The sequence below is a fragment of the Cellulomonas sp. P1_C4 genome (genome assembly GCF_056406355.1).
On sequence record NZ_JBFUAI010000002.1, the window covers coordinates 171067 to 193323 of the forward strand.

Consider the following 22257-nt stretch of genomic DNA (forward strand, 5'->3'; position numbering starts at 1 on the left):
GTCGCCCGAACGGGCCCCGTCCGGCGGCGTGGCGCGGTACGTTCACGGCTGTACGGGGCAACCGTTCGGATCGACCGCCGCGGTGACGCGTCGCCGAGAGCGAGGGCGTACCGATGGCCGAGGGACGCGGGGCCGACGTCATGGTCGGCCGACAGTCGGAGACGACCGCCCTGCGCTCGATGGTCGCCGACGCGACCGCAGGAGTCGGCCGGTCGGTCGTCGTCGTCGGAGAAGCGGGGATCGGCAAGAGCCATCTCCTCCAGGAGATGGTCGACGCCGCGCTCGGCGCTCGGGCACTGCGGGTGTCCGGGTCGGAGCCGGAACGGCAGCTGAGCTACGCCGGCCTGCACCGGATCCTTCGTCCGCTGGCCGACGAGGTCGCGCGCCTCCCACCACCGCAGAGGTCGGCCCTGCAGGTCACGTTCGGCGAGACGGTCGGCCCGGCACCGAGCCGGTTCCTCGTGGGGCTCGCGACCCTCACGGTCCTGGGTGCGGCGGGGCGCTCGGCTCCGGTGCTTTGCGTGGTCGACGACGCGCACTGGCTGGACCGCGAGTCGCTCGACACGCTGTCGTTCGTCGCCCGGCGGCTGGAGCGCGAGCGCGTCGCGCTGGTGCTGGCCACGCGGGAGGAGGCCTCCGTCCTGGCGGCGCTCGACGGTCTGGACCGGATCGAGCTCGCCGGGCTGACCACGCCGGCCGCCACGAGCATGCTCGCCGAGCGGGTGACGGGACGGATGCACCCGGCCGTCGTCGACAGCATCGTCGAGCACAGCAACGGCAACCCGCTCGCCGTGCTCACCATCGCGCAGTCGCTGAGCGCACAGCAGCGCGCCGGCACGGCGGCGCTGCCCGACCCGTTGCCGATGACCAGCGGGATCCAGGACTACTTCCTGCGCGCCGTCGCCGCCCTGCCCGCCGCGACGCAGGAGTTCGTGCTCGTCGCGGCCTGCGCCTCGGCCGACGACCCGCAGACCGTCTGGCGCGCCGCGCACCTGCGGGGCCTGACCGCGACGGACGCCGACCCGGCCACGGTCGCGGAGATCTGCTCGGTCCGCGACGAGGTGCGGTTCAGCCACCMGCTGGTGCGCTCGGCGATCTACGGCTCCGCGGCGCCGGACGCGCGCCGGGCGGCGCACGCCGCCCTCGCCGAGGCGACCGCCCCGACCGATCCCGACCGACGGGCGTGGCACCTGGCCCAGGCGGCCGGCGCTCCGGACGACGCGGTCGCCGCCGAGCTGGAGCTCTCGGCCGAGCGCGCCCGCGCACGTGGCGGGTACGCCGCGCAGGCGACGTACCTGCGACGCTCCGCCGAGCTCACCACGGACCCGACGATTGCCCTGCGCCGCACCCTGGACGCGGCCGACGCGTACGTCCTGTCCGGGGACCTCGAGACCGCCGGCCTCCTGGTCGAGCAGAGCGCCGCCTCGTCGACGGGCCCGCAGCGTGCCCGCGGGCTGCTGGTCGAGGCTGAGATCGCCATCGCGCGTGCCGGCCCGGCCGGCGCCACCGCGACGCTGATGCAGGCCGTCGCGGAGGCGGCGCCCGGCGACACCGACTTCATCCGGAGCTGCCTGTGCGAGGCGCTGCTGTCCGCCGTCCTGGCCGGTCGCTACCTCAGCGGCACGACGCACCGGGCGGTCGCCGCGGCCACGCTGTCCACCGCGGGCCGGCGCCCGCAGCTCGAGGCCCTCGACCAGCTGTTCGACGCGTTCGCCATCCGGATCGGCTCGGGGTACGAGGCTGCGGTGCGCCCGATGCGCACCGCCCTCGACGCGCTGACCCTCGACGCCGGCCACCTCGGACGGAACACCGTCGGCGCGGTCCTGCTCGCCATGATGGCCTGCGACGAGCTGTGGGACGAGGACGCGCGCAGGGAGCTGTTCGGCAGGCTCGAGCGGCGGCTGCGCCGGGAGGGCGCACTGGTCGACCTCTCGATCACCCTCTCGTCCGGTGCCGCGGGGCTGGTCCGCGAGGGGCGGTTCGCCGAGGCGACGGTCCTCTACGCCGAGAGCCAGGAGCTCAGCGCGGCGTACGGCCTGCGCAGCGAGGCCCCGTGGGTGCTGCTGTACGCATGGCAGGGTCGCGACGCGCAGACGCGCGAGCTCGCCGGCTTCATGCGCGGGCAGCAGAGCCTCGGGCTCTGGACGTCGTTCGGCGCCCACTGCCTGGCGATCCTGGCGCTCGGTCAGCAGGACTACGCGGGCGCGCGCGACCTGCTCACGGAGATCTTCGACGACGACACCCCCGGCTTCTCGACCACCTCCCTGCCGGACCTGGTCGAGGCCGCGGCGCGGTCGGGCGACGACGCGGGCGCGCGGCGCGCCCTGGACCGACTGACCGCCCGGGCGGCGGCCGTCTCGACGCCGGTCGCGGCCGGGCTGCTGGCTCGGTCGCGGGCGTTGCTCGCCGACGACGACCAGGCCGAGGAGCTGTTCACCACCGCCCTGGCGCTGCTGCAGACGACGAACGTCGCCACGGACCTCGCGCGCTGCCATCTGCTCTACGGGGAGTGGTTGCGGCGCTGCGGGCGTCGCACCGACGCCCGGGTGCAGCTGCGACGCGCGCACGAGATGTTCGCCGCGATGGGGGCCGGCGCCTTCGCCGAGCGCGCCCGTTCCGCGCTCCTCGCGACCGGCGTACGGACCTCGGCACCCGCTCGGGACCAGGGCGACGGGACTCTCACGCCGCAGGAGTCCCGGATCGCAGGCCTCGCCGCGCGCGGCATGACGAACTCCGAGATCGCGTCGAGCCTGTTCGTCACCGCGTCGACCGTCGAGTTCCACATGACGAAGATCCTGCGCAAGACGGGGGCCACCTCACGGCGGGAGCTGCGCGGCCCGCTGGGGCGCTGACTGGGGTCTTTCCCGGGTGCGGACATTCCGGGCGTCGTGGTCCGGTGGACGCATGGACCAGGAGCTGGCAGGCAAGGTCGTCGTCGTCACCGGCGCGAGCCGGGGCATCGGTCTCGCGATCGTCCGCGCGCTGGCTGCGGAGGGCGCCGTGGTCGTCGCCGGCGTGCGGTCGTCGAACGCCGAGCTGGAGGCGGTCGGCGGCGACGTGCAGATCGTCACCGGTGACCTCGCCACGGCCGACGGTCCCGGGCTGCTGATCGACGCCGCGGTCGCCGCGCACGGCCGGCTCGACGTGCTGGTCAACAACATCGGCGGCGTCCGCCCGCGCCTGGACGGCTTCGCCTCGGTGACCGACGAGGACTGGCTGTGGGCCTTCGCGACGAACCTCATGCCTGCGGTCCGGGCGACGCGAGCGGCGTTGCCGCACCTGCTGGCGAGCGCGCCGTCGTCCGTCGTGACCATCAGCTCGGTCAACGCCTCGCTGGCCGACCCGGCTGTCATCGACTACAGCTCCGCGAAGGCGGCGCTGACCAACTTCTGCAAGTCCTTGTCCCGCGAGGTCGGTCCGCTCGGCGTCCGCGTCAACACCATCAGCCCCGGCCCGGTCGCCACCGACCTGTGGCTGGGCGGGGGCGGCGTCGCCGAGACGATCGCCGCCCGCACCGGCCGGAGCGCCTCGGACGTCGCCGCCGGCGCCGCCGCCGACTCCGCGACCGGCAGGTTCACCCGTCCCGACGAGGTCGCCGACCTCGTCGTCCTGCTCGCCGGCGCCCGCGCCTGGAACGCGACGGGCATCGACATCCGCATCGACGGCGGGCTCGTCACCACGCTGTGACCGGCTCACCCACCCAGGAGACCGCCATGCCCGCACCGATCGCCCGCAGCGCCCGCGCCGTCGTCCGCATGGTCGCCGCCACGCTGCTGTTCACCCTCGCCGCCGCGTTCACCATGGGCAGCGCGAGCGCCCACCGCCCGGAGGCACCCAAGCCGACGATCGTCCTCGTGCACGGCGCGTTCGCCGACGCGTCGAGCTGGTCGGAGGTCACGCAGCGGTTGCAGCACAAGGGCTACACCGTCTACGCCCCGGCCAACCCGCTGCGCGGCATCACCCCGGACGCCGACTACCTGCGCTCGTTCCTGGCGACCGTCTCCGGACCGGTCGTGCTCGTCGGCCACTCCTACGGCGGCGCCGTCATCACCAACGCCGCCACCGGCAACGGGAACATCAAGGCCCTCGTCTATGTCGCCGCGTACGCGCTCGAGGAGGGTGAGAGCATCGGCGCCGCCAACGCGCTGGGTGGCGGGACCGCCCTGCTCGGCCAGCACATCGTCGTCCGGCCGACCGCGGGCGCCGCACCCGGTGACGTGGACGCCTACATCGACCCGGCGTTCTTCCGGGACGTCTTCGCGGCGGACCTGCCCCCGTCGCAGGCCCAGGTGATGGCGGCAGGGCAGCGCCCGCTGCTCGCCTCCGCGCTCGGCACCCCGTCCGGCGTCCCCGCCTGGCGCACGATCCCGTCCTGGTACGTCGTCGCGACGAAGGACCACGCGATCCCGCCGGAGGCCGAGCGCGTGATGGCCGCCCGCGCCGGCTCCACCACCGTCGAGCTGAACACCTCGCACGTCCCGATGCTCAGCCGCCCCGACGCCGTCGTCCAGGTCATCCTCAGCGCCGCCGGCCGCTGAACCCCAGTTCCTACCCTCGCCCCACACTCAAGGAGCACCGACATGACCGAGAACCCGCCCGTCGTCCTCATCCACGGCCTCTGGATCCACGCGTCCGCGTGGGCACCCTGGATCGACCTGCTCGCCACCCGCGGCTTCACGGCGACCGCCCCGGGCTGGCCGGGCGAGGCCGCCACGGTCGCGGAGACCCGTGAGCACCCCGAGCCGCAGAACGACGTCGGCATCACGGCGATCTGCGAGCACTACGCCGGCATCTTCGAGGCGGAGGGCATCAAGCCGATCGTGATCGGCCACTCCTTCGGCGGCCTCATCGCCCAGGAGCTGCTCGCCCACGACCTCGCCGTCGCGGCCGTCGCCATCGACCCGGCCCCCATCAAGGGCGCCAAGGCGCTGCCGTTCTCCCAGCTCAAGTCCGGCCTGCCGGTGCTGGGCAACCCGGCCAACAAGAAGCGCACGGTCGCCCTGACCGCCAAGGAGTTCCGCTACAGCTTCGGCAACGCGCTCAGCGACGAGGAGTCGGACCAGCTCTGGGAGGCGTGGACGATCCCCGGCCCCGGCCGCCCCCTGTTCGAGGACGCCGCCGCCAACTTCTCCCGCCACTCCCCGGCCGAGATCGACACCCACACGGCCGTCCGCGGGCCGCTCCTGCTCACGTCGGGATCGGTCGACCACACCGTCCCGGCCAAGGTGACCCGGCAGGTGTTCGACCTCTACTCGGACAACACGGCCTCGTCGACCGAGTACCACGAGTTCGAGGGCAAGGGCCACTCGCTGACCATCGACTCCGGCTGGTCCGAGGTCGCCGAGTTCGCCATCGACTGGCTCGCGGGCAAGGGCTTCGGAGTCGGCGCGTCCTCGGAGGCCGGCTCGGTGGCGTAGGGCTAGTTCGCCTCGGAGCGGCCGGCCCGCCAGTACCCCATGAACGCGACGGCCTTGCGGTCGACGCCGCACTCGGCCACGAGGTGCCGGCGCAGGGTCTTGATGACGGCGGCCTCTCCGGCGAGCCAGGCGTAGAGCGCGGCGTCGGTTCGCAGCGGGACGCCCGACCCGTCGACGGGCACCTCCCAGAGCAACCCGGAGTCGACGTCCACGTCCTCGAGCTCGACGTCCGCCGCGGGCGCCTGGCCCGGCAGCAGCCGGGCGCACGCGGCCTGGACAGCGGGGACGAGCAGCTCGCCGTGCGCGCGACCGTCGCGGCCGTACCAGCGGACGGTCACGCCGGCGGGCGCGTCCATCGGCAGGCGGTCGCCCGAGAGCGGCATCTCGATGAGAGCCTCGCCCCGCGCGTCGGCGGGGAGGCGCTCGAGGATCCCCGCGATGGCGGGCAGCGCGGTCTCGTCGCCGGCGATGAGCAGGCGGTCGGTGTGGGCCGGGGGGACGAAGTCGACGCCGCCGTGCGGGCCGGTGGCCTCGGCGTTGGGGCCGAGGATCACCAGGTCGTCGCCGGGTGCGGCGGACAGCGCCCAGCGCGAGGCCGGGCCGAGGTCGCCGTGCAGCACGATGTCGACGTCGACCTCGCGACGGTCCTGGCGCACGCCGCGGGCCGTGTAGGTGCGGATCGGGTGGCGACGGTCGTCGGGCATCGCGCGCCAGCGGCCGTACCAGTCGTCGCTGCCCGAGAGGCTGAGCAGCTCGTCGTACGAGGCATCAGCCAGGGGCAGGAAGAACTTGATCCGCTGGTCGAAGCCGTTGTCCGCGAAGCGGTCCAGGTCGTCGCCCGTGAACGTCACGCGCAGCACGCTCGGGCACATGGTCTGGACGGCAGCCACCTGCACCGCGAACATGCGGAAGGGCAGCGCTGGGGCTTCGACCGAGACGGGCACGTCGTCCAGGGTAGAGGAAGGTGAGGCTGTCCTCACCGCGGCGTTCGTCACAGCAGTCCTTGTCACAGTGCGCTCCTTCGGGTCCGCCACAGCAGGGAGATGAAGTACGGGGCGCCGATCATGGCCGTGAGCAGGCCGGCGGGGATCTGCGCGGGGGCGATGACCGTGCGGCCCAGGGTGTCGGCGACGCTGACCAGCAGTGCGCCCAGCAGCGCGGCGACCGGGACCACGCGCGCGTGCGACGACCCGACGAGCGAGCGAGCCAGGTGCGGAGCCATGAGCCCGACGAATCCGACGACACCGATCGCGGACACCGCGACGGCCGTGAGCAGCGCGGTCACCACCAGCACCCCGAGGCGGGTCCGCTCGAGCTGCACGCCGAGCACGCGGGCCACGTCGTCGTCGACCGACAGCACGTCGAGGTCCCGGCGCCAGCGCACGACCAGCGGCGTGAGGATCACGAGCGCGATCGCCACCGGCCACACCTGCGCGGCCGTGCGCCCGTAGGTCGAGCCCGACAGCCAGGTGAGCGCCATGGTCGTGTTGTACGGGCTGGTGAGGACGACGATCAGGGTGATGAGCGACGTCGCGACGGCCGAGACGCCGATGCCGACGAGCACCAGCCGGTCCGAGCTCAACCCGCGACGGTTGGCCAGCCCGTAGACCAGCGCGAACGTCGAGAGTGCGCCCAGGCACGCGGCGGCGGAGACGACCCAGATGGTCGACCCCGGGAACAGGACGATCGCCAGCACCGCGCCGACGCCGGCGCCGCCCGTGATGCCGAGCAGGCCCGGGTCGGCGAGCGGGTTGCGCGCCACGGCCTGCACGGTGGTGCCGGCGAGCCCGAGGGCCGCACCGGCCAGCAGCGCGGCGAGCACGCGGGGCGTGCGCTGGTCCAGCACGAAGCTCACCTGGCGCCCGCTGACGCCCGCGAACCAGTTCGCCACGTCCCCCATCAGCAGCAGGCGGTCACCCAGCAGGAAGCCGGCGACGAGCGCGGCGACCACCGCGACGACCAGGGTGCCGACGACGAGCGCCACGCGCCGCCGCGACGCCGGGTGCGCCCCGACGGCCGCCGTGCTGCGCGCGGGGCCCGAGTCGCGCAGGCGCCGGGCGAGCCAGACCATGATCGCCGCGCCGAACAGCGTGGTGACGACGCCGGTCGGGATCGCCACGCCGGCGACGCCCGGCACCGCGAGGCGCAGCAGCACGTCGGCGGCCAGCACCACGATGCAGCCCGTCAGCGCCGCGAGGGGCAGCAGGAGCCGGTGGTGCGCGAGGCCGGGGACACGCCCGGCGACCAGCCGCGCGATCACCGGCGCGCTGAGCCCGACGAAGCCGATCGGTCCGGCCACCGTGACCGCGAGCGCGGCCAGGAGCACCGCGAGCAGGACAGTGACCACGCGCGTGCGCCGGACGTCGAGTCCGAGCACGGACGCGGTGTCGTCGCCGAGCGCGAGCACATCCAGCCGCCTCGACCAGACCACGAGGACCATCGCCGCGAGCAGCACCACGGGCGCCGCCTGCACCACCTTCGTCGTGCCGGACTGGACGATCGAGCCCTCGCCCCACGCGAACATCCCCTGCGTCTCCTGCGCGAACAGGATCATCAGCAGGATCGTCACCGACGACAGCGCCAGCATGGTCGCCGACCCGGCGAGCACCAGCCGCGTCGGCCCCTCGGCCCCGCCGCGCGCGATCGCGAGCACCAGCGCGGCCGCCGCGAGCCCGCCGACGAACGCCAGCGCGCCGCTGACCGCGAACGGCAGCGCGAACCCCGTCACCGCGGCGAGGACCACCGTGAAGTACGCCCCGGCGTTGACCGCGAGCGTGTCAGGCGAAGCCAGCGGGTTGCGCGCCACCGACTGCAGCGCGCTGCCGGACATGCCCAGCGCGACGCCGACCAGCAGCCCGGCGAGCACCCGCGGCGCGCGCGACGCGACCAGCACCGCGAGGGTCTCGTCGTCGCTCGAGCCCGTGAGCAGCCCCAGCAGGTCCCCGAGCCCGACTCGTGACGTGCCGAGCGTGAGGTCGACGGCCGCGAGCAGCACCACGAGGAGCACCGCCGCGACGAAGACGGCCGTGATCCGCCCGCGTCGCGCCCGGCCGGCGCTCGGCGGCGCTCCCGTCGGCGTCCCCGGAGCGGCCCTGCGTGCAGGATCCCCAGCGACGGACGCTGCACTCATCGGTGCATCCACGCTCATGGTGGCGGGCTCCGAGGTCAGGCGGTGATCGCGGCCACGGCGGCGTCGATGAACGCCTCGCCCGACTCCGGGCCGCCGAACATCCAGATGCCGTCGGGCAGGCGGGTCGTGTTCCCGGCGACGACGAAGGGAAGCTGCTCCCAGATCGCGTTCCCGGTCAGCCCGTCCTTGAAGGCGTCGCCGCCGTCGGTGTCGTTGCCCACGTACAGGAACTCGAGGTCACCGAGGCTGGTCAGGCCCTCGACGTCGGTCTGCGCCAGGCCGTAGTCGGGGTCGCCCTCGCCGGTCCACGCGTTCTCGAGGCCGAGCAGGCCCGCGACGCCGCCCAGGTAGGACCCCGGCGTGTACATCCGGATCGAGACGGTCCCGTCCGCCACCCAGCCGTCGGCGAACGTGAAGGCCGCCCCGGCCTTGCCGGCCTCGCCGAGCGTCGCCTTCGCCTCGTCGACCTTGGCGTCGAAGTCCGCGAGCGCCGCCTCCGCCTCGTCCGAGGTGCCGGTCGCCTCGCCCAGGATCTCGAGCGTGCCGCGCATCTTGCCGATCGGGTCGGACGCGTCCGAGCCGCGCAGCGCGATCACGGGGTACTCGGCCTCGATCTGCTCGATGACCTCGGCGGGCAGGTCCGTGGTGGTGACCACCAGGTCGGGCTCCAGGGCGGCGATCGCGTCCAGCGACGGCTCGCCACGGAAGCCCACGTCGGGCGTCGACGCGTCCAGCGGCACGACGGTGTCCCAGGTGTTGTAGCCCGCGACGTCGGCCGCGCCCACGGGCGTGACGCCGAGCGTCAGCAGGTTCTCCGTGAGGCCCCACTCGAGCGAGACCACCTTGGTGGCGGGCGCGTCGAGCTCGACGGTGCCGCGATCGTCGGTGATCGAGACCGGGCCGCCGGTGGCGGCAGAAGGCGCCTCGGCCGCCTCGGCGGCGTCTTCCGTGGTGCCGCAGGCGGCGAGCAGCAGGGCCGCGCCCGCGAGGAGGGCAGGCAGGGTCATCTTGCGCACAKGGGTGTCCTTCAGAGTTGGCGTGAACGGGGTACTAGACGGTGGTCAGGTGCGAGCGATGCGTGTGCTTGCCGACGGGCCGGGTGTGCACGCGGCCGGTGTGCTCGTCGCGCACCACCTCGATGCGGATGCCGTACGTGTCGGTGAGCGCGTCGGCCGTGAGCACCTCGTGCGGGCGGCCGGAACCGACGACGACGCCGCGGCGCAGCAGCACCACGTGGTCGGCGACGGACGCCGCCTGGTCGAGGTCGTGCAGGACGACGCCGACGGCGACGCCGTGGTCGTCGGCCAGGTCCCGCACCAGGTCGAGGATCTCCACCTGGTAGCGCAGGTCGAGGTACGTCGTCGGCTCGTCGAGGAGCAGGACGCGCGTGTCCTGCGCGAGGCACGTGGCCAGCCAGACGCGCTGGAGCTCGCCCCCGGACAGCTCGTCGACGCCGCGGTCGGCCATCGACCCGACGCCCGTGACCTCCATGGCCCACGCGATCGCGCGCGGGCCGTCTGCGTCGTCCTGCCGCCAGCGCCCGCGGTACGGGTGCCGCCCGTAGCCCACGACGTCCCGCACGCTGACCCCCGACGGCGTCGGCCGCGACTGGGACAGCAGGGTCACGCGGCGCGCGAAGTCCTTGGCGGACAGCGCGTGCGCGTCGGGGACGTCCGGCAGGCTGACCGTGCCGCTCTCCGGGGTGTGCAGCCGCGCGAGCGCCCTCAGCAGCGTGGACTTGCCCGAGCCGTTGGGGCCGATGAGGGCCGTGACCTGGCCGGGCTGCAGTCGCAGGCCGGCCGCCGTCACGACGACCGTGCCGTGGTAGGCCAGCGTCAGGTCGTCGCCGCGCAGCGCGTCGGGGGTGCTCACGAGTGCAGGTTAGCCTGCACTAAGTAAGGTTTGCCAAACCTCATCCACATGGCGAACGCGGAGGGGCTAGACGACGCCCCCGAAGGCCAGCCCGAGCAGGTAGGTCGCCGCGGCGGCGCCGTACCCGATGGCCAGCTGCCGCAGCGCACGCTTGGCCGGCGACGCCCCGGAGAGCACACCCACCGTGGCGCCCGTGGCCAGCAGCGCGAGCCCGACCAGGAACGAGGCCCACGCGACGGCGACGATCCCCTCGGCGCCGAGCAGGTACGGCAGGACCGGGATGGCCGCGCCGGACGCGAAGAAGCAGAAGCTCGCCGCCGAGGCGCCGACCGCGGTGCCGACGGACTCGTGCTCGTCGACCTCCTCCTCGGCGGCGGGGTCGGCGAGCGCGTCGGCGTGGTCCAGCGACGCCAGCACCTCGTCGGCGCGGGCCTGCGCCTCGTCGGGCTCCATGCCCCGGGCGCGGTAGACCAGCGCGAGCTCGTTGGCGTCGACGTCGAGGTGCGGCAGCGCTGCCCGGGCGGCCTGCCCGGGCCGGGACGCCTCGAGCAGCTCGCGCTGCGACCGGACCGACACGTACTCGCCGGCACCCATGGACAGCGCGCCCGCGAGGAGTCCCGCCAGGCCCGTGAGCAGCACGGCCGCCGTCGACGCGCCGCTCGCGCCGATGCCGAGCACCAGGGCGAGGTTGCTCACCAGTCCGTCGTTGGCGCCGAACACCGCCGCCCGGAACGTCCCCGAGATGCGGTTGCGCCCGCGTGTCGCCAGGCCGCGCACGACCTCCTCGTGGATGGCCTCGTCGGCGGCCATGGCCGGGGTGGCGTCCTCGTCGTCGTCGTACCCCGACCGCGCCTCCGCCCGCTGCGCGAGTGCCAGGACGAAGACGGAACCGAACCGGCGAGCCAGCACCCCGAGCGTGCGCGTGCGGAAGTCGCCTTGCAGGGGCCTGCCGACGTCGTCACCGAGAAGATCGAGCCAGTGCTGCTCGTGCCGGCCCTCGGCCTCGGCGAGCGCGAGCAGGATCTCGCGCTCCTCGCCCGTGCGCCGGGACGCGATGTCGCGGTAGACCGCGGCCTCGGCGCGCTCGTCGGCAAGGTACTTGCGCCAGCGCCGGATCTGGGATCTCGAGGGGCTCTGACGGGCGGTGGTGGGGGTTGGCACTGCTCCATGGTCGCAGCCGTGCGGACCCGAATCGGGCTTCAGAGCGGTGTTCAGGTTGCCGAATCATCGGATGTGCAGAACCGTGGCGTGAACCGACGGATGCCCATGGCGGGCTTCGTCCCCGTTCCACTCTCCGGGAGGCTCCCGATGTACGCCGAGACGGCCGTGGCACCCGCGCTCTCCGCGATCGCGCCCGCGCGCCACTGGGCACGGGACCGACTGAGCGAGGCGGGGGTCGACGACGGGCGCCTCGAGCTGCTCGTCCTGCTGGTCAGCGAGCTGGTGACCAACGCGGTCGCGCACGCCGACCCGCCCGTGGTGCTGCGCGTGCACGTCGACGACGAGCGCACCCGCGTCGAGGTCACCGACGGCGTCCGCGAGGTGCCCGTGGTCCGCAACCCGCCGCCGACGGCGCTCGGCGGCCGCGGTGTGATGTTCGTCGACAAGCTGGCGTCGAGCTGGGGCACTTCCGAGGAGCAGGGCGACGCCGCCAAGGCAGTCTGGTTCGAGCTGCGGCACGACGACATCAGCGAGCTGGACCGCTTCGGCCGCTGAGCGCTGACGCGGCGGTCCGCAGCGTCAGGTCACCGAAAGACGACCGTGTAGACCCGCGCCAGCCGCCCGTCGCGGACGAAGCCCATGTCCACGCCGCTGACCACCGGACCCCCGCCCGCCGGGCCGAGCTCCCACGCCAGGTAACCGAGGTCCTGGACCTGGTAGACGGCCCCCGCCGGTCGGAAGACGAAGTCGGGGGCGCCGTCGAGGATCCCTTGGGCCTTGGCGTTCAACGCGTCGTGGCCCTGGAGCTGGCCGTCTCCGTCGGCGAACACCACGTCCTGCGTGTAGGTCCGACGGATCGCCTCCAGCCGACGGTCCGGGTCATGCTCGCCGAAGACCTCCAGCAGGTTCGCGCGCATCAGGGAGTCCAGCGGGTCCGGCATGGTTCAGTCCTCCCAGGGTGGCGTCTCGTCGAGCTTCGCGTAGTACTTCGCCAGGTGGCTCTTGATGCGGTCACGGTCCTTGTCCGGGACGTCGACCCCGCCGCGGGAGCCCTGCATCACCGCGGCGGCCGCGAAGACGCCGCGCGGTACGGCAGTGAGCTTCCCGTCGATGACGTCGGCGATGAGCAGCTTGTAGGCGGTGAAGTTCTCCTTGGAGTCGGCGTCGTACCAGACGTGCGCGTCCCGGTACTTCTCGTTGGGCTCGTCCTCGGCCTTCGCCCACGCCCGCACGCGCTTCTCGGCGGCGTCGCCGTCCCACGCGCGGTCGCGGTCGGCCAGGGGAAGGTCGCCGAATGCGGTCACAGCCATGTCGATCGTCCTCTCAGTCGGTGGGGGCGGCGGCGCGGAGCTTCTCGAGCAGCGGTCCGGCGGCCGTCGACAGGAACTCGTCCTGCCGCTCGTCGCCCACCTGCACGAGCGCGATGTCGGTGAAGCCGGCCTCCCAGTACGCGGAGACGGCCTCGACCACGGCGTCCAGGTCCGGGCCGCACGGGATCTGCTCGGCCACGTCGGACGGCCGCACGAACTGGCTGGCCGCGTCGAACGCCTCCGTGGTCGGCAGGTCGGCGTTCACCTTCCAGCCGCCCGCGAACCAGCGGAACTGCTCGTGCGCGCGGGCGATCGCCACGTCCCGGTCCGGGTCCCAGCTGATGGGGATCTGCCCGATCTTGCGCGACTCGGGCAGCGTGTGCCCGCGGGCGTCGTCCCAGTGCCGGATGGCGTCGGCGTCGGGCTCGACAGCGACGAGGTGGTCGGCCAGGGTGGCGAACCGCTCGATCGAGTCCGGGCCCGACACGGCGGCGCCGATCTGGATCGGCTCGTCGGGGAGGTCCCAGACCTTGGCGGAGTCCACCTGGAAGAAGTCGCCGGCGAAGTTGACGCGGTCGCCGGTGAGCAGCGAGCGGATGATCTCGATCGCCTCCTCGAGCATGTCCTGCCGCTCACCGACCGCGGGCCAGCGCTCGCCGACCACGTGCTCGTTGAGGTTCTCCCCCGCGCCGACGTTGAGCTGGAACCGACCGTCGGAGAGCACCCCGAGCGTCGCGGCCTTCTGCGCGACGACGGCTGGGTGGTACCGGACGGTGGGGCAGGTCACGTAGGTCATGAGCTCGACGCGCTCGGTCGCCTGGGCGACCGCGCCCAGCAGCGTCCAGGCGTACGGCGCATGGCCCTGCTCGTCGAGCCAGGGGAAGTAGTGGTCGCTCGACACCTCGAAGTCGAACCCGAGGCGCTCAGCGGCGAGGGAGTAGCGGACCAGGTCCTTCGGTCCGGACTGCTCGGTCATGAGGGTGTAGCCGAAACGTGTCACCGATCGACGGTCGCACTCCTGCCACCGCCTCGCATCCCGTCAGGCGTCGGCCCAGGCCTCGCGCTCGGTGCGCACCGTGACGCCCGTGCGGCCGGCCTCCTCGATCGCCAGGCCGAGCAGGTGGTCCTGGCAGCCGTCGGCCAGCGGGTACGGCGGCGGTCCGTCGCCGCGCACCCACGCGCCGGTCGCGTCGATCAGGGAGGCCACGGCGATGTCGTCGTCGGCCAGCCGGGCGCCCTGGAACGGGTTCCGGTAGAGCACCCGGCCGTCCAGGCTCAGGTGCTCCAGGTCGAACCCGTCCAGGTTCTGCTCGAGGCCGGTGACGCGGCGGACGATCGGTGAGCTGACCACTGTGCGCTCGTCGACCCAGCGGGTGACCGTGTCGTCGACGATCTCGCCGTGCGTCCCGCGGATGACGATCCGGTTGGTGCGCAGCGGGTTGTGCCACTGGTTGTCCGTGAAGTCGTACAGCGCGCTGCGGCCGTTCCCGAAGTCGAGCGTGGCGAGGATGTTCCAGGAGTCGACGGGCTCCGTCGCCCCCGTCCAGCCGTCGCGGGCGAGGGGGCCGACAAGCGGCGCGTTGAACACCGAGGCCTTCACGACGACCTCGCCGCGGCCCGCGTCGAGCAGCCGCCTGATGAGTCCGACGGCGTGGTACAGATGGGTCGAGCTGATCTGTACGCTCGTCGGCGTCCCGATCAGGCCGTCCTCGACCGCGGCGATCCGGGCCACGTGGGACGGCATCGCAGGGCTGTGCTCGGCCACCTGCACCAGGCCCGACGAGCCGACCTCGGCCCACAGCTCCCGGAGCCCCTCGGCGTCGGGCGCGGGCGGCGTCTCGGCCAGCACGGGGATCCCGAGGGACACCAGCTCAGCGGTCACCTCCGGGGTCACGGGCCACGGGACCGAGACCACGACGAACTCGGGCCGGTCGGTGCCGCCGTCCGGGACCGCGCCCGTGACCAGCTCCTCGATGGTCCGGACCGTCGGGACGCCCCACGCCTCCTCGACCTCCGCCCCGCGCAGTGCGGACCGCGTCACCACGCCGGTCACCTGGAACCGGTCGGGCATCAGGCGGGCCATCCGGACGAAGAACTCCGCCCGCCACCCGCTGCCGACCACGCCGAACCGGATGGGTCCCTGCTGCGTCATGCGCTGTCCTCGTCGTCGGGGGATGCGTGCGCGTCGAGACTAGTCCGCCGTGACCTCGGTGACCTGGCCGTCCTCGACGTGCCAGCGGCGGGTCAGCCGGACGGTCTCCAGCATCCGGCGGTCGTGCGTGACCAGCAGGATCGTCCCGTCGAACGTGTCCAGCGCCGACTCCAGCTGCTCGATCGCGGGCAGGTCCAGGTGGTTGGTCGGCTCGTCGAGGACCAGCAGATTGACGCCGCGGGCCTGCAGGAGCGCCAGGGCCGCGCGGGTGCGCTCGCCGGGCGACTGCGACGACGCGGGCCGGTGGATGTGGTGGCCGCCCAGGCCGAACTTGGCCAGCAGCGTGCGGACATCCGCGGTGGGCCAGTCGGGGACCTCGCGGGCGAACGCGTCGCCCAGCGGCTCGTCGCCCTCGAACGCGCGGCGGGCCTGGTCGACCTCGCCGACGAGCACGCCGGAGCCCAGGTCGACCGCGCCGGATGTGGGCTGCAGCCGACCGAGCAGCAGCGCCAGCAGGGTCGACTTGCCCGCGCCGTTGGGGCCGGTGACCGCCACACGGTCCCTCCAGTCGAGCTGCAGGTCGACGGGCCCGAGCGTGAAGCCACCGCGAGTCACCACGGCGTGCCGGGCCACCGCGACGACGGCCCCCGAGCGACCCGCGGCGGCGATCGTCATCTGGAGCTGCCACTCCTTGCGCGGCTCCTCCACCACGTCCAGCCGCGCGATCATCTTGTCGGTCTGCCGCGCCTTGGCCGCCTGCTTCTCCGACGTCTCGCCGCGGTGGTGCTTCACGTGCTTGTCGTTGTCCGACGCCTTACGGCGGGCGTTGCGCACGCCCTTCTCCATCCACGCGCGCTGCATGCGGGCGCGCGCGTTGAGGGCATCGAGCCGCGACGAGTACCCCTCGTACGCCTCCCGCGCGCGGCGGCGGGCGATCGAGCGCTCCTCCAGGTAGGAGTCGTAGCTGCCGCCGTACGTGGACACGCGCTGCAGGCTGCGGTCGATCTCGACGACGGCCGTGACGGTGCGGCTGAGGAACTCGCGGTCGTGGCTCACGACGACGATCGCGGCCTCCGACCGGTCGACGAACTCCTCGAGCCGGTCCAGGCCGGCGGCGTCGAGGTCGTTGGTCGGCTCGTCGAGCAGGTAGAGGTCGTAGCGCGACAGCAGCAGCGCGGCCAGGCCGACCCGCGCGGCCTGGCCGCCCGACAACGCCGTCATGGGGTGGTCGAGGTCGACCGTCAGGCCGAGGTCGTCGGTCACCGTGCCCAGGCGCGCCCCGAGGTCGGCGCCGCCGAGCGAGAGCCACCGCTCGAGCGCCTCGGAGAAGGCGTCGTCGGCCCCGTCCTCCCCCGCGCCCAGCGCCTCCGCCGCCGCATCCATGTCCCGCTGCGCGGGCGCGACGCCMGTGCGGCGTTCGAGGTGGGCGCGCACCGACTCCCCGTCCAGGCGCTCGATCTCCTGCGCGAGGAACCCCAGCTGCGCGTGGGCCGGCGAGACGGCGACGCTGCCGGTGTCGGGCGGTCGGATCCCCCCGAGGATCCGCAGCAGCGTGGACTTCCCGGCGCCGTTGGGGCCGACGAGCCCGATGACGTCGCCGGGCGCGACGACGAGGTCGACCCCGGAGAACAGCTCGCGATCGCCGAAGCCGGCCCCGACTCCCTTGGCCTGCACAGTGGCGGTCATGCGGTCATTCTCCTTGCTCGGCGGAGGTGCGACCGTACGCGGTCAGGCCGCTGGTCCGCCCCGTCTTACTGCCCGGCTGCTGCGCGCAGCCCGTCGACCAGAGGCGTCGTCGGGCGGCCGATGAGGGTCCGCAGGTCGGGGGTCGCGTCCGCCAGGTCACCGCGGCGGATGTCGGCGTCCAAGGTCGCGAGGAATCCAGCGGTCCCTTCGTCGAGCCCCGCGTCGACCAGGATCGCCCGGTGCTCGTCGAACGAGACCTGCTTGTTCACCACCGGCGTCCCGAGGATGGTCGCCATGGCGTCCGCGAGCTCGTCGAACGACCACGCGACGTCGCCGCTGAGCTCGTAGACCCGCCCCTCGTGGCCCTCGCCGAGCGCCACGGCCGCCGCGCCCGCCGCGTAGTCGTCGCGCGATGCGCTGGCCACGCGGCCGTCGCCGGTGCTCGAGAGCAGGACGCCCGTGGTCCGCGCCTGCTCGAGCGCGCCGACGTAGTTCTCCGTGTACCAGTTGTTGCGGACGATGGTCCACGCCAGCCCGGAGGCCTGCACCAGCTCCTCCGTGGCCTTGTGGTCGGGAGCGAGGGCCAGGGCGCTCGTGTCCGCGTGGGGGGCACTGGTGTAGACGAGGCGACGCACGCCGGCGGCCTTCGCCGCGTCGATGACGGCGCCGTGCTGGGCCACCCGCACGCCCGGCTCGCTGCCGGAGACCAGGACGACGGTCTCGGCACCCTCGAACGCCGCGGCCAGCGCAGCCGCGTCCCCGTAGTCGGCAGCGGCGGAGCGGACGTCGAGGTCCGCGAGCCGTTCGGTGCGGCGGCCCGTCGCGACGATCTGGTGGGCCGGCAGGCCGCCCGCGAGCAGGTTCGCGACGATCAGACGGCCAAGGTGGCCGGTGGCACCGGTGACGACGACGGACATGAGTGGTTCCTGCTCTCTTCGAGACGGTCGTGCTTGTCGTCTGCGGCAACGGGGGCACGCACCCGAACCTTCCCGATCGTCGGTACCCACTTCGGCGTAAGGTACGCACGTGACGGTGAGCAACGAGGTCAGCGCCCTGGACCGACTGATGACCGACGGGATCCTGCCCGCAGCGTGCCCGTCGCGGATCGTCCTCGACCACGTGACCAGCAAGTGGGGCGTCCTGCTGCTGGTCGCCCTCTCCGAGCGGACGATGCGCTGGGGCGAGCTGCGCCGGATCGTCGAGGGCATCAGCGAGAAGATGCTCGCCCAGACACTGCGGACGCTCGAGGCCGACGGCATCGTGCACCGCGAGGTCACGCCGAGCATCCCGCCGCGCGTCGACTACTCCCTGACGCCGCGGGGCACCGAGCTGGTCGCCCGGCTGCTGCCGCTCATGGAGTGGATCGTCGACAACGCCGACGAGATCGTCGCGCCCGCCTGACGCCAGACCCGCGGATTTCCCGGGTCGGCGACACGAGTTCGCCCGCGCGACTGAACTCCGGCCGCAACGATGCCGACAACAGTCGTAGGGTGCCGTGCGCCCGCATCCGTGCAGGTCAAGACCGAGGGAGGGCTGCCGTGTCCACGCCGAGCGACGTGCTGCACGCGGCCCTCAGTGCGCAGCCGCAGCAGACCGCCGGCGAGCTCGTCGACGCTCTCGCGCGATCGGGTCACCACGGGCTCGGCGTGGTCGAGGTCGGCCAGCTGCTGCACCGCGACCCGCGCCTCCGCAACGACGGCGGAACTCCACCGCGCTGGCGCGCCCTGGGCACCGGCCAGCCCGCACCGCTCGCGAACGTCCCCGCGCCGCACCACCCCGCGATGCCCGTGCTCGCGCCGGCCGCGTCGTTCGGTGATCGGGCACCGGTCCGAGCGCCCGAACCGGCGGCCACGCCGGGCGGGATCCTGCCCGCGAGCGCCTTCGGCGGCCGACCGCCAGTGCGGCTCCCGGGGCATCCTGCGGCGGCGCCGACACCTGAGGCCGCGATGGTCACCCCGCCCGTCGCGCGACCCGTTCGGACGCTTCCTGCGCTGCCCGTCCGCGTCCCCGTGCTCGCCCGTGCCCTGGCGCCGGTCGAGCCGGCCGATGCCATGCCGGCGGCGCCGGTCTCGGCGCCTCCGGTGTGGGTTCCGAAGGGTGCCGCACCCGCGCCCACCTGGGTCCCGCACACCCTTCCCGTCTCGACCGCCTCGGTCTCGGTCCCGGTGGTCGCTGCGCCGGTCGTCGCGCGCCCTGCCGCCACGCCCCCGGTCGTCGCTGCGCCGGCCCGGCCGCTCGCGCAACGCGTGCCGAGGCCAGCTCCCGTCCCGGCCCCCGTCGACGTTCCTGTCACGGATCCTGAGCCACCCGTGAGCGAGCCGACCATCGCCGTCGCGAAGGGCGAGCTCGTGGCGACCCCAGAGGCCGTCGTGGTCGAGGCGACCCACCACGCGTTCGTCGTCGACGATCCGGCCACCCCCGTGGAGACGACCCCGTCGGCAGCGGTCTCCCCGGCATCGCCCGCCGTCGTCGAAGAGACGGGCACCGACCGTGGGCCGCTCGCTCCGGGCGGAGAGGTCCGCTACGTCGGCCCGCAGCTTCGCCGCTGGCAGAAGGACGTGCTCGACGCGTGGTTGTCCACGGACCGACGCGGGATCGTCGAGGCGGTCAGCGCACAAGGGCGCGCGACCGTCGGCGTCCTCGCGACGTGGGACGCCCTGACGCGCGGCGAGAAGGTCCTGGTGCTCGTGCCCACGACGGACCTGATGGAGCAGTGGTTCAGCACGTTCGAGATCCAGCTGCCGGGCCTGTCGCTCGGGCGGCGCGGGGACGGTTGGACGCACACGTTCGACGACTGCGACGTGCTGGTCTCGCTGGTCAGCGCGGCGTTCGGGCAAGACCTCCTACAGCACGGCGCGGGCCTGCTCGTCGCCGACGCGGTGCACAAGTACGGGACGGCGCGACCGGCCGAGACGCTGCGGCGCGAGTTCGGGGCGCGGCTCGGCCTGACGTCGTCGGTGGAGCGCCTGGATGCGGGGGTCGACGAGATCCTGCTGCCTTACTTCGGCACCGTGCTCGACGGCTGCGAACTGCGCCGCGGCCGCAAGGAGGGCGTGCTCGCGCGCTTCCGGCTGGCGTTCGTCCCCGTCGACCTCGACGCGGCCGAGCAGGCCGAGCACGACGCGCTGTCGGCGCAGATCGACCAGCTCGCCGCCCGGCTGGCTCAGGTGCACGGGTGCCGGGCCGGAGCGTTCGTCGACGACGTCAAGGGCCTCCAGGGTCGCTGGCAGGAGAACAGCGCCGCGGCCGCCGACGCCAGCGCGTACCTGCGCGCTGTGAGCACGCGCCGCGACCTGCTCGCGACGTCGTCGGCCAAGCTCGACGCCCTCGCCCTCCTCGCGCCGACCGTCGCCCGGTCGACGCACAGCGTCGTCTTCACGCACACCAAGGACGACGCCGAGTCGGCCGCCACCCGGCTCCGGACCGCGGGCGTCGCCACCGACGTCGTGCACCACGGCCTCGAGACCCGCCGGTCGAGCCTGCGCTCGTTCCGGGACGGCAGCCTCAGGGCCCTGACAGCACCCAAGGTGCTCGACGAGGGCCTCGACCTGCCGCCCGTCGACGTGGTCGTGGTGCTCGCGGGCAGCCGGTCGACCCGGCAGTCGGTCCAGCGGATGAGCCCGATCCTGCATCCGACGCAGGCCACCCGCCTCCCGGCGGGGATCGTGGTCTACGCGCGCGGAACCATCGAGGATCCAGCGCGCGGCACCGGCGAGGGACACCTGGAGGAGCTCGTCGAGGTCGCCACCGAGGTGCGCACCTTCGACGTCGGCAGCTCCGGCGCCGCCATCGCCGCCTGGTTCGTCGGCGCCTAGGGTGATGGCGAGGCAGGCCGCCTACCCGGGCCGCCAGACCTCCGCCCGCTCGAGCCGCTTGCGCACGCCCTCGCCGCCGATGCGCTCGATCTCGCTGCGCGGCCCGACGACCACGAGCAGCATGCGCGCCCGCGACAGGCCGGTGTAGAGCATCGTCCGGGCGCGCTCCAGGTCCCGGAAGCCGTTGACGGCCAGGATCACGACGGTCCGCTCGAGGCCCTTGAATCCGAGCACGTGCCCGTAGAACACGTCCTCGCCGGCGAAGAACCCGTCCCAGTACCCAGCGTGGCCGGAACCGCTGACCAGCTCGACCTGCAGCGGGTGCCGCGATCCCGTCGCGAGCAGCGCGACCTGCCCGGGCAGCCAGCCCTCGTCGAGCAGCGTGTCCACCATGTCGTCGGCCGCCTCGATCGCGTGCTCGTAGGGCACGTCGACGATGCGCACCGGGGCGCCGTCCATGCCCCGCGGCCGGGTCACGCCGTCGCGCAGCGATCCGCACAGCTGGGCGATCTGCTTGGTGGAGCGCAGGTTCTCGTCGAGCGCGATCGGTGGCGTGACGATGGGGGCGACGCCGTCGCGGCCGAACACCCGCTGCGCCTCGTCGAGGAACACGAAGAGGCCGCCGTTCTCCGGGTCACGCAGGCACCGGACCAACGACGGCCACCACTGCTCCCCGAAGTCCTGGGCCTCGTCGACGACCACGGTGTCGAACAGCTGCGCGCGCGGCCGGGCGTCGGCCAGCTCGCCCAGGCGGGCAGGCAGCACGCGCTCGAAGTAGTCGACGTCGTCGTCGGCACCCTGCTCCGCGCCCCACTCGACGGGCAGGTCGTGGAAGAGGCCGACGAACGCCGGCCGCTCCTTGGGCTTCCAGGTCTGCGTGATCCGCTGGAGGTAGCGACCGAGGCCGCGCGAGTAGCACAGCAGAGCCACCCGCTCCCCCGCTGCCGCTCGTCGGCGGGCCTGCTCCAGCGCGAGCCACGTCTTGCCCGTGCCTGCGCCGCCGACCACCTGCAGCCGGTTGAAGTACGCGAGGTGGTCGAGCATGCGGGCCTGGTCCTGGGTCAGGTGGTCGAGATGGTCCTCGAACTCCGCGGCCGTGGCCAGGATCTCGACCTGCGACGGGAAGCTACCCGCGAGGAACTCGACGAGCCCGTCCATCGCGGACTCGTCGAGGGGCGCGAACCCTGCCCCGTGCAGGTCGATCGCGTGCTTCACCAGCCCGGCGGCGCTCCCGACGTCGTTGCGGTCCATCAGCATCGTCCGCGGCAGCTCGGGGGCCGCCCAGTCCTGGGCCACGTACACGTGCGGGAGCGCGACGACGTGCGCCGAGCGCGCCCGGGCGGCGTCGAGCCCGTACCGCAGCAGGAGCTGGTGCAGCACGTGCCGGGCGTCCTGCACCTGGTGCACCGGGTCGATCTCGTGCCGACGAGGCCCCGAGCCCTGCCACCACGCACCGTCCTCGCGCGTGACGTGCCCGCCCTTGACCTCGATCACCGCCAGCCCGACGCCCGGCCACGCGACGAGCAGGTCGATCTCGCGCTCGGTCGACCCGTCCTGCAGGCCGACCCCGGCGAACAGCGCGACGTCGTCGGGCAGCTGGTCGCGCAACGCCTCCCACACGACGCGCTCGGCGCCGACGTCGTCGCGGAACGGCGGGTCCGCGGGGTAGAGGCGGGGCATGGGACGTGTCTAGCGCACGAGCGGTGTCCCCGGA

Annotated in this window: 19 protein-coding genes; 7 read left to right on the forward strand and 12 right to left on the reverse strand. The window is 73.6% G+C overall.

Annotated elements, in window-relative coordinates:
- Nucleotides 1–113: 113 nt before the first annotated feature.
- The 4 genes from AC1DYZ_RS02350 to AC1DYZ_RS02365 are packed head-to-tail and all read left to right on the forward strand — an operon-like array spanning nucleotide 114 to nucleotide 5417.
- A complete protein-coding gene (locus AC1DYZ_RS02350) occupies nucleotides 114–2852 on the forward strand; it encodes a helix-turn-helix transcriptional regulator (RefSeq protein ID WP_477063613.1) in 2739 nt (912 codons plus the stop codon).
- 52 nt (nucleotides 2853–2904) lie between these two features.
- The gene (locus AC1DYZ_RS02355) at nucleotides 2905–3687 is read left to right on the forward strand and encodes an SDR family NAD(P)-dependent oxidoreductase (protein ID WP_477063614.1); all 783 of its coding nucleotides are present in this window, start codon (nucleotides 2905–2907) and stop codon (nucleotides 3685–3687) included.
- 26 nt (nucleotides 3688–3713) lie between these two features.
- A complete protein-coding gene (locus AC1DYZ_RS02360) occupies nucleotides 3714–4538 on the forward strand; it encodes an alpha/beta fold hydrolase (RefSeq protein ID WP_477063615.1) in 825 nt (274 codons plus the stop codon).
- A gap of 42 nt (nucleotides 4539–4580) precedes the next feature.
- Complete coding sequence (locus AC1DYZ_RS02365) at nucleotides 4581–5417, forward strand: alpha/beta fold hydrolase (protein WP_477063616.1); 837 nt, start codon at nucleotides 4581–4583, stop codon at nucleotides 5415–5417.
- Between the two features lie 2 nt (nucleotides 5418–5419).
- On the opposite strand, the gene AC1DYZ_RS02370 is transcribed toward AC1DYZ_RS02365, so the two are convergent.
- From AC1DYZ_RS02370 to AC1DYZ_RS02390, 5 genes are all read right to left on the reverse strand, one after another.
- Entirely contained in the window at nucleotides 5420–6322 is a 903-nt protein-coding gene (locus AC1DYZ_RS02370; protein ID WP_477063681.1) for a siderophore-interacting protein, read from the reverse strand.
- Between the two features lie 101 nt (nucleotides 6323–6423).
- Nucleotides 6424–8547 (reverse strand): iron ABC transporter permease, encoded by a 2124-nt coding sequence (locus AC1DYZ_RS02375; protein ID WP_477063617.1) that lies wholly within the window; start codon nucleotides 8545–8547, stop codon nucleotides 6424–6426.
- Nucleotides 8548–8582: 35 nt separating this feature from the next.
- On the reverse strand, nucleotides 8583–9554 hold the full coding sequence (locus tag AC1DYZ_RS02380) for an ABC transporter substrate-binding protein (protein ID WP_477063682.1): 972 nt from the start codon (nucleotides 9552–9554) through the stop codon (nucleotides 8583–8585).
- Nucleotides 9555–9597: 43 nt separating this feature from the next.
- A complete protein-coding gene (locus AC1DYZ_RS02385; protein ID WP_477063618.1) occupies nucleotides 9598–10419 on the reverse strand; it encodes an ABC transporter ATP-binding protein in 822 nt (273 codons plus the stop codon).
- 66 nt (nucleotides 10420–10485) lie between these two features.
- Nucleotides 10486–11580, reverse strand: a complete 1095-nt coding sequence (locus tag AC1DYZ_RS02390) for a VIT1/CCC1 transporter family protein (RefSeq protein WP_477063619.1) — start codon at nucleotides 11578–11580, stop codon at nucleotides 10486–10488.
- Between the two features lie 147 nt (nucleotides 11581–11727).
- On the opposite strand from AC1DYZ_RS02390, the gene AC1DYZ_RS02395 reads away from it, so the two are divergent.
- A complete protein-coding gene (locus AC1DYZ_RS02395; RefSeq protein ID WP_477063620.1) occupies nucleotides 11728–12135 on the forward strand; it encodes an ATP-binding protein in 408 nt (135 codons plus the stop codon).
- Nucleotides 12136–12164: 29 nt separating this feature from the next.
- Here AC1DYZ_RS02395 and AC1DYZ_RS02400 read toward each other — a convergent pair whose 3' ends face one another.
- The 6 genes from AC1DYZ_RS02400 to AC1DYZ_RS02425 all read right to left on the reverse strand — a co-directional run bounded on the left by AC1DYZ_RS02400 (nucleotide 12165) and on the right by AC1DYZ_RS02425 (nucleotide 17645).
- A complete protein-coding gene (locus AC1DYZ_RS02400; protein ID WP_477063621.1) occupies nucleotides 12165–12521 on the reverse strand; it encodes a nuclear transport factor 2 family protein in 357 nt (118 codons plus the stop codon).
- A gap of 3 nt (nucleotides 12522–12524) precedes the next feature.
- On the reverse strand, nucleotides 12525–12890 hold the full coding sequence (locus AC1DYZ_RS02405) for a hypothetical protein (protein WP_477063622.1): 366 nt from the start codon (nucleotides 12888–12890) through the stop codon (nucleotides 12525–12527).
- 13 nt (nucleotides 12891–12903) lie between these two features.
- Nucleotides 12904–13890 (reverse strand): TIGR03557 family F420-dependent LLM class oxidoreductase, encoded by a 987-nt coding sequence (locus tag AC1DYZ_RS02410; protein WP_477063623.1) that lies wholly within the window; start codon nucleotides 13888–13890, stop codon nucleotides 12904–12906.
- Nucleotides 13891–13929: 39 nt separating this feature from the next.
- The gene (locus tag AC1DYZ_RS02415) at nucleotides 13930–15042 is read right to left on the reverse strand and encodes a Gfo/Idh/MocA family protein (protein WP_477063624.1); all 1113 of its coding nucleotides are present in this window, start codon (nucleotides 15040–15042) and stop codon (nucleotides 13930–13932) included.
- A gap of 39 nt (nucleotides 15043–15081) precedes the next feature.
- Nucleotides 15082–16728: an ABC-F family ATP-binding cassette domain-containing protein gene (locus AC1DYZ_RS02420; protein WP_477063625.1), complete on the reverse strand. Its 1647-nt coding sequence runs from the start codon at nucleotides 16726–16728 to the stop codon at nucleotides 15082–15084.
- Between the two features lie 65 nt (nucleotides 16729–16793).
- Entirely contained in the window at nucleotides 16794–17645 is an 852-nt protein-coding gene (locus AC1DYZ_RS02425) for an SDR family oxidoreductase (RefSeq protein WP_477063626.1), read from the reverse strand.
- Between the two features lie 148 nt (nucleotides 17646–17793).
- On the opposite strand from AC1DYZ_RS02425, the gene AC1DYZ_RS02430 reads away from it, so the two are divergent.
- Entirely contained in the window at nucleotides 17794–18129 is a 336-nt protein-coding gene (locus AC1DYZ_RS02430; protein ID WP_477063683.1) for a winged helix-turn-helix transcriptional regulator, read from the forward strand.
- A gap of 137 nt (nucleotides 18130–18266) precedes the next feature.
- Nucleotides 18267–20543, forward strand: coding sequence for a DEAD/DEAH box helicase (locus tag AC1DYZ_RS02435; protein WP_477063627.1), 2277 nt, complete (start codon nucleotides 18267–18269; stop codon nucleotides 20541–20543).
- Nucleotides 20544–20564: 21 nt separating this feature from the next.
- Here AC1DYZ_RS02435 and AC1DYZ_RS02440 read toward each other — a convergent pair whose 3' ends face one another.
- Entirely contained in the window at nucleotides 20565–22223 is a 1659-nt protein-coding gene (locus tag AC1DYZ_RS02440; protein ID WP_477063628.1) for an NERD domain-containing protein, read from the reverse strand.
- Nucleotides 22224–22257: the final 34 nt, after the last annotated feature.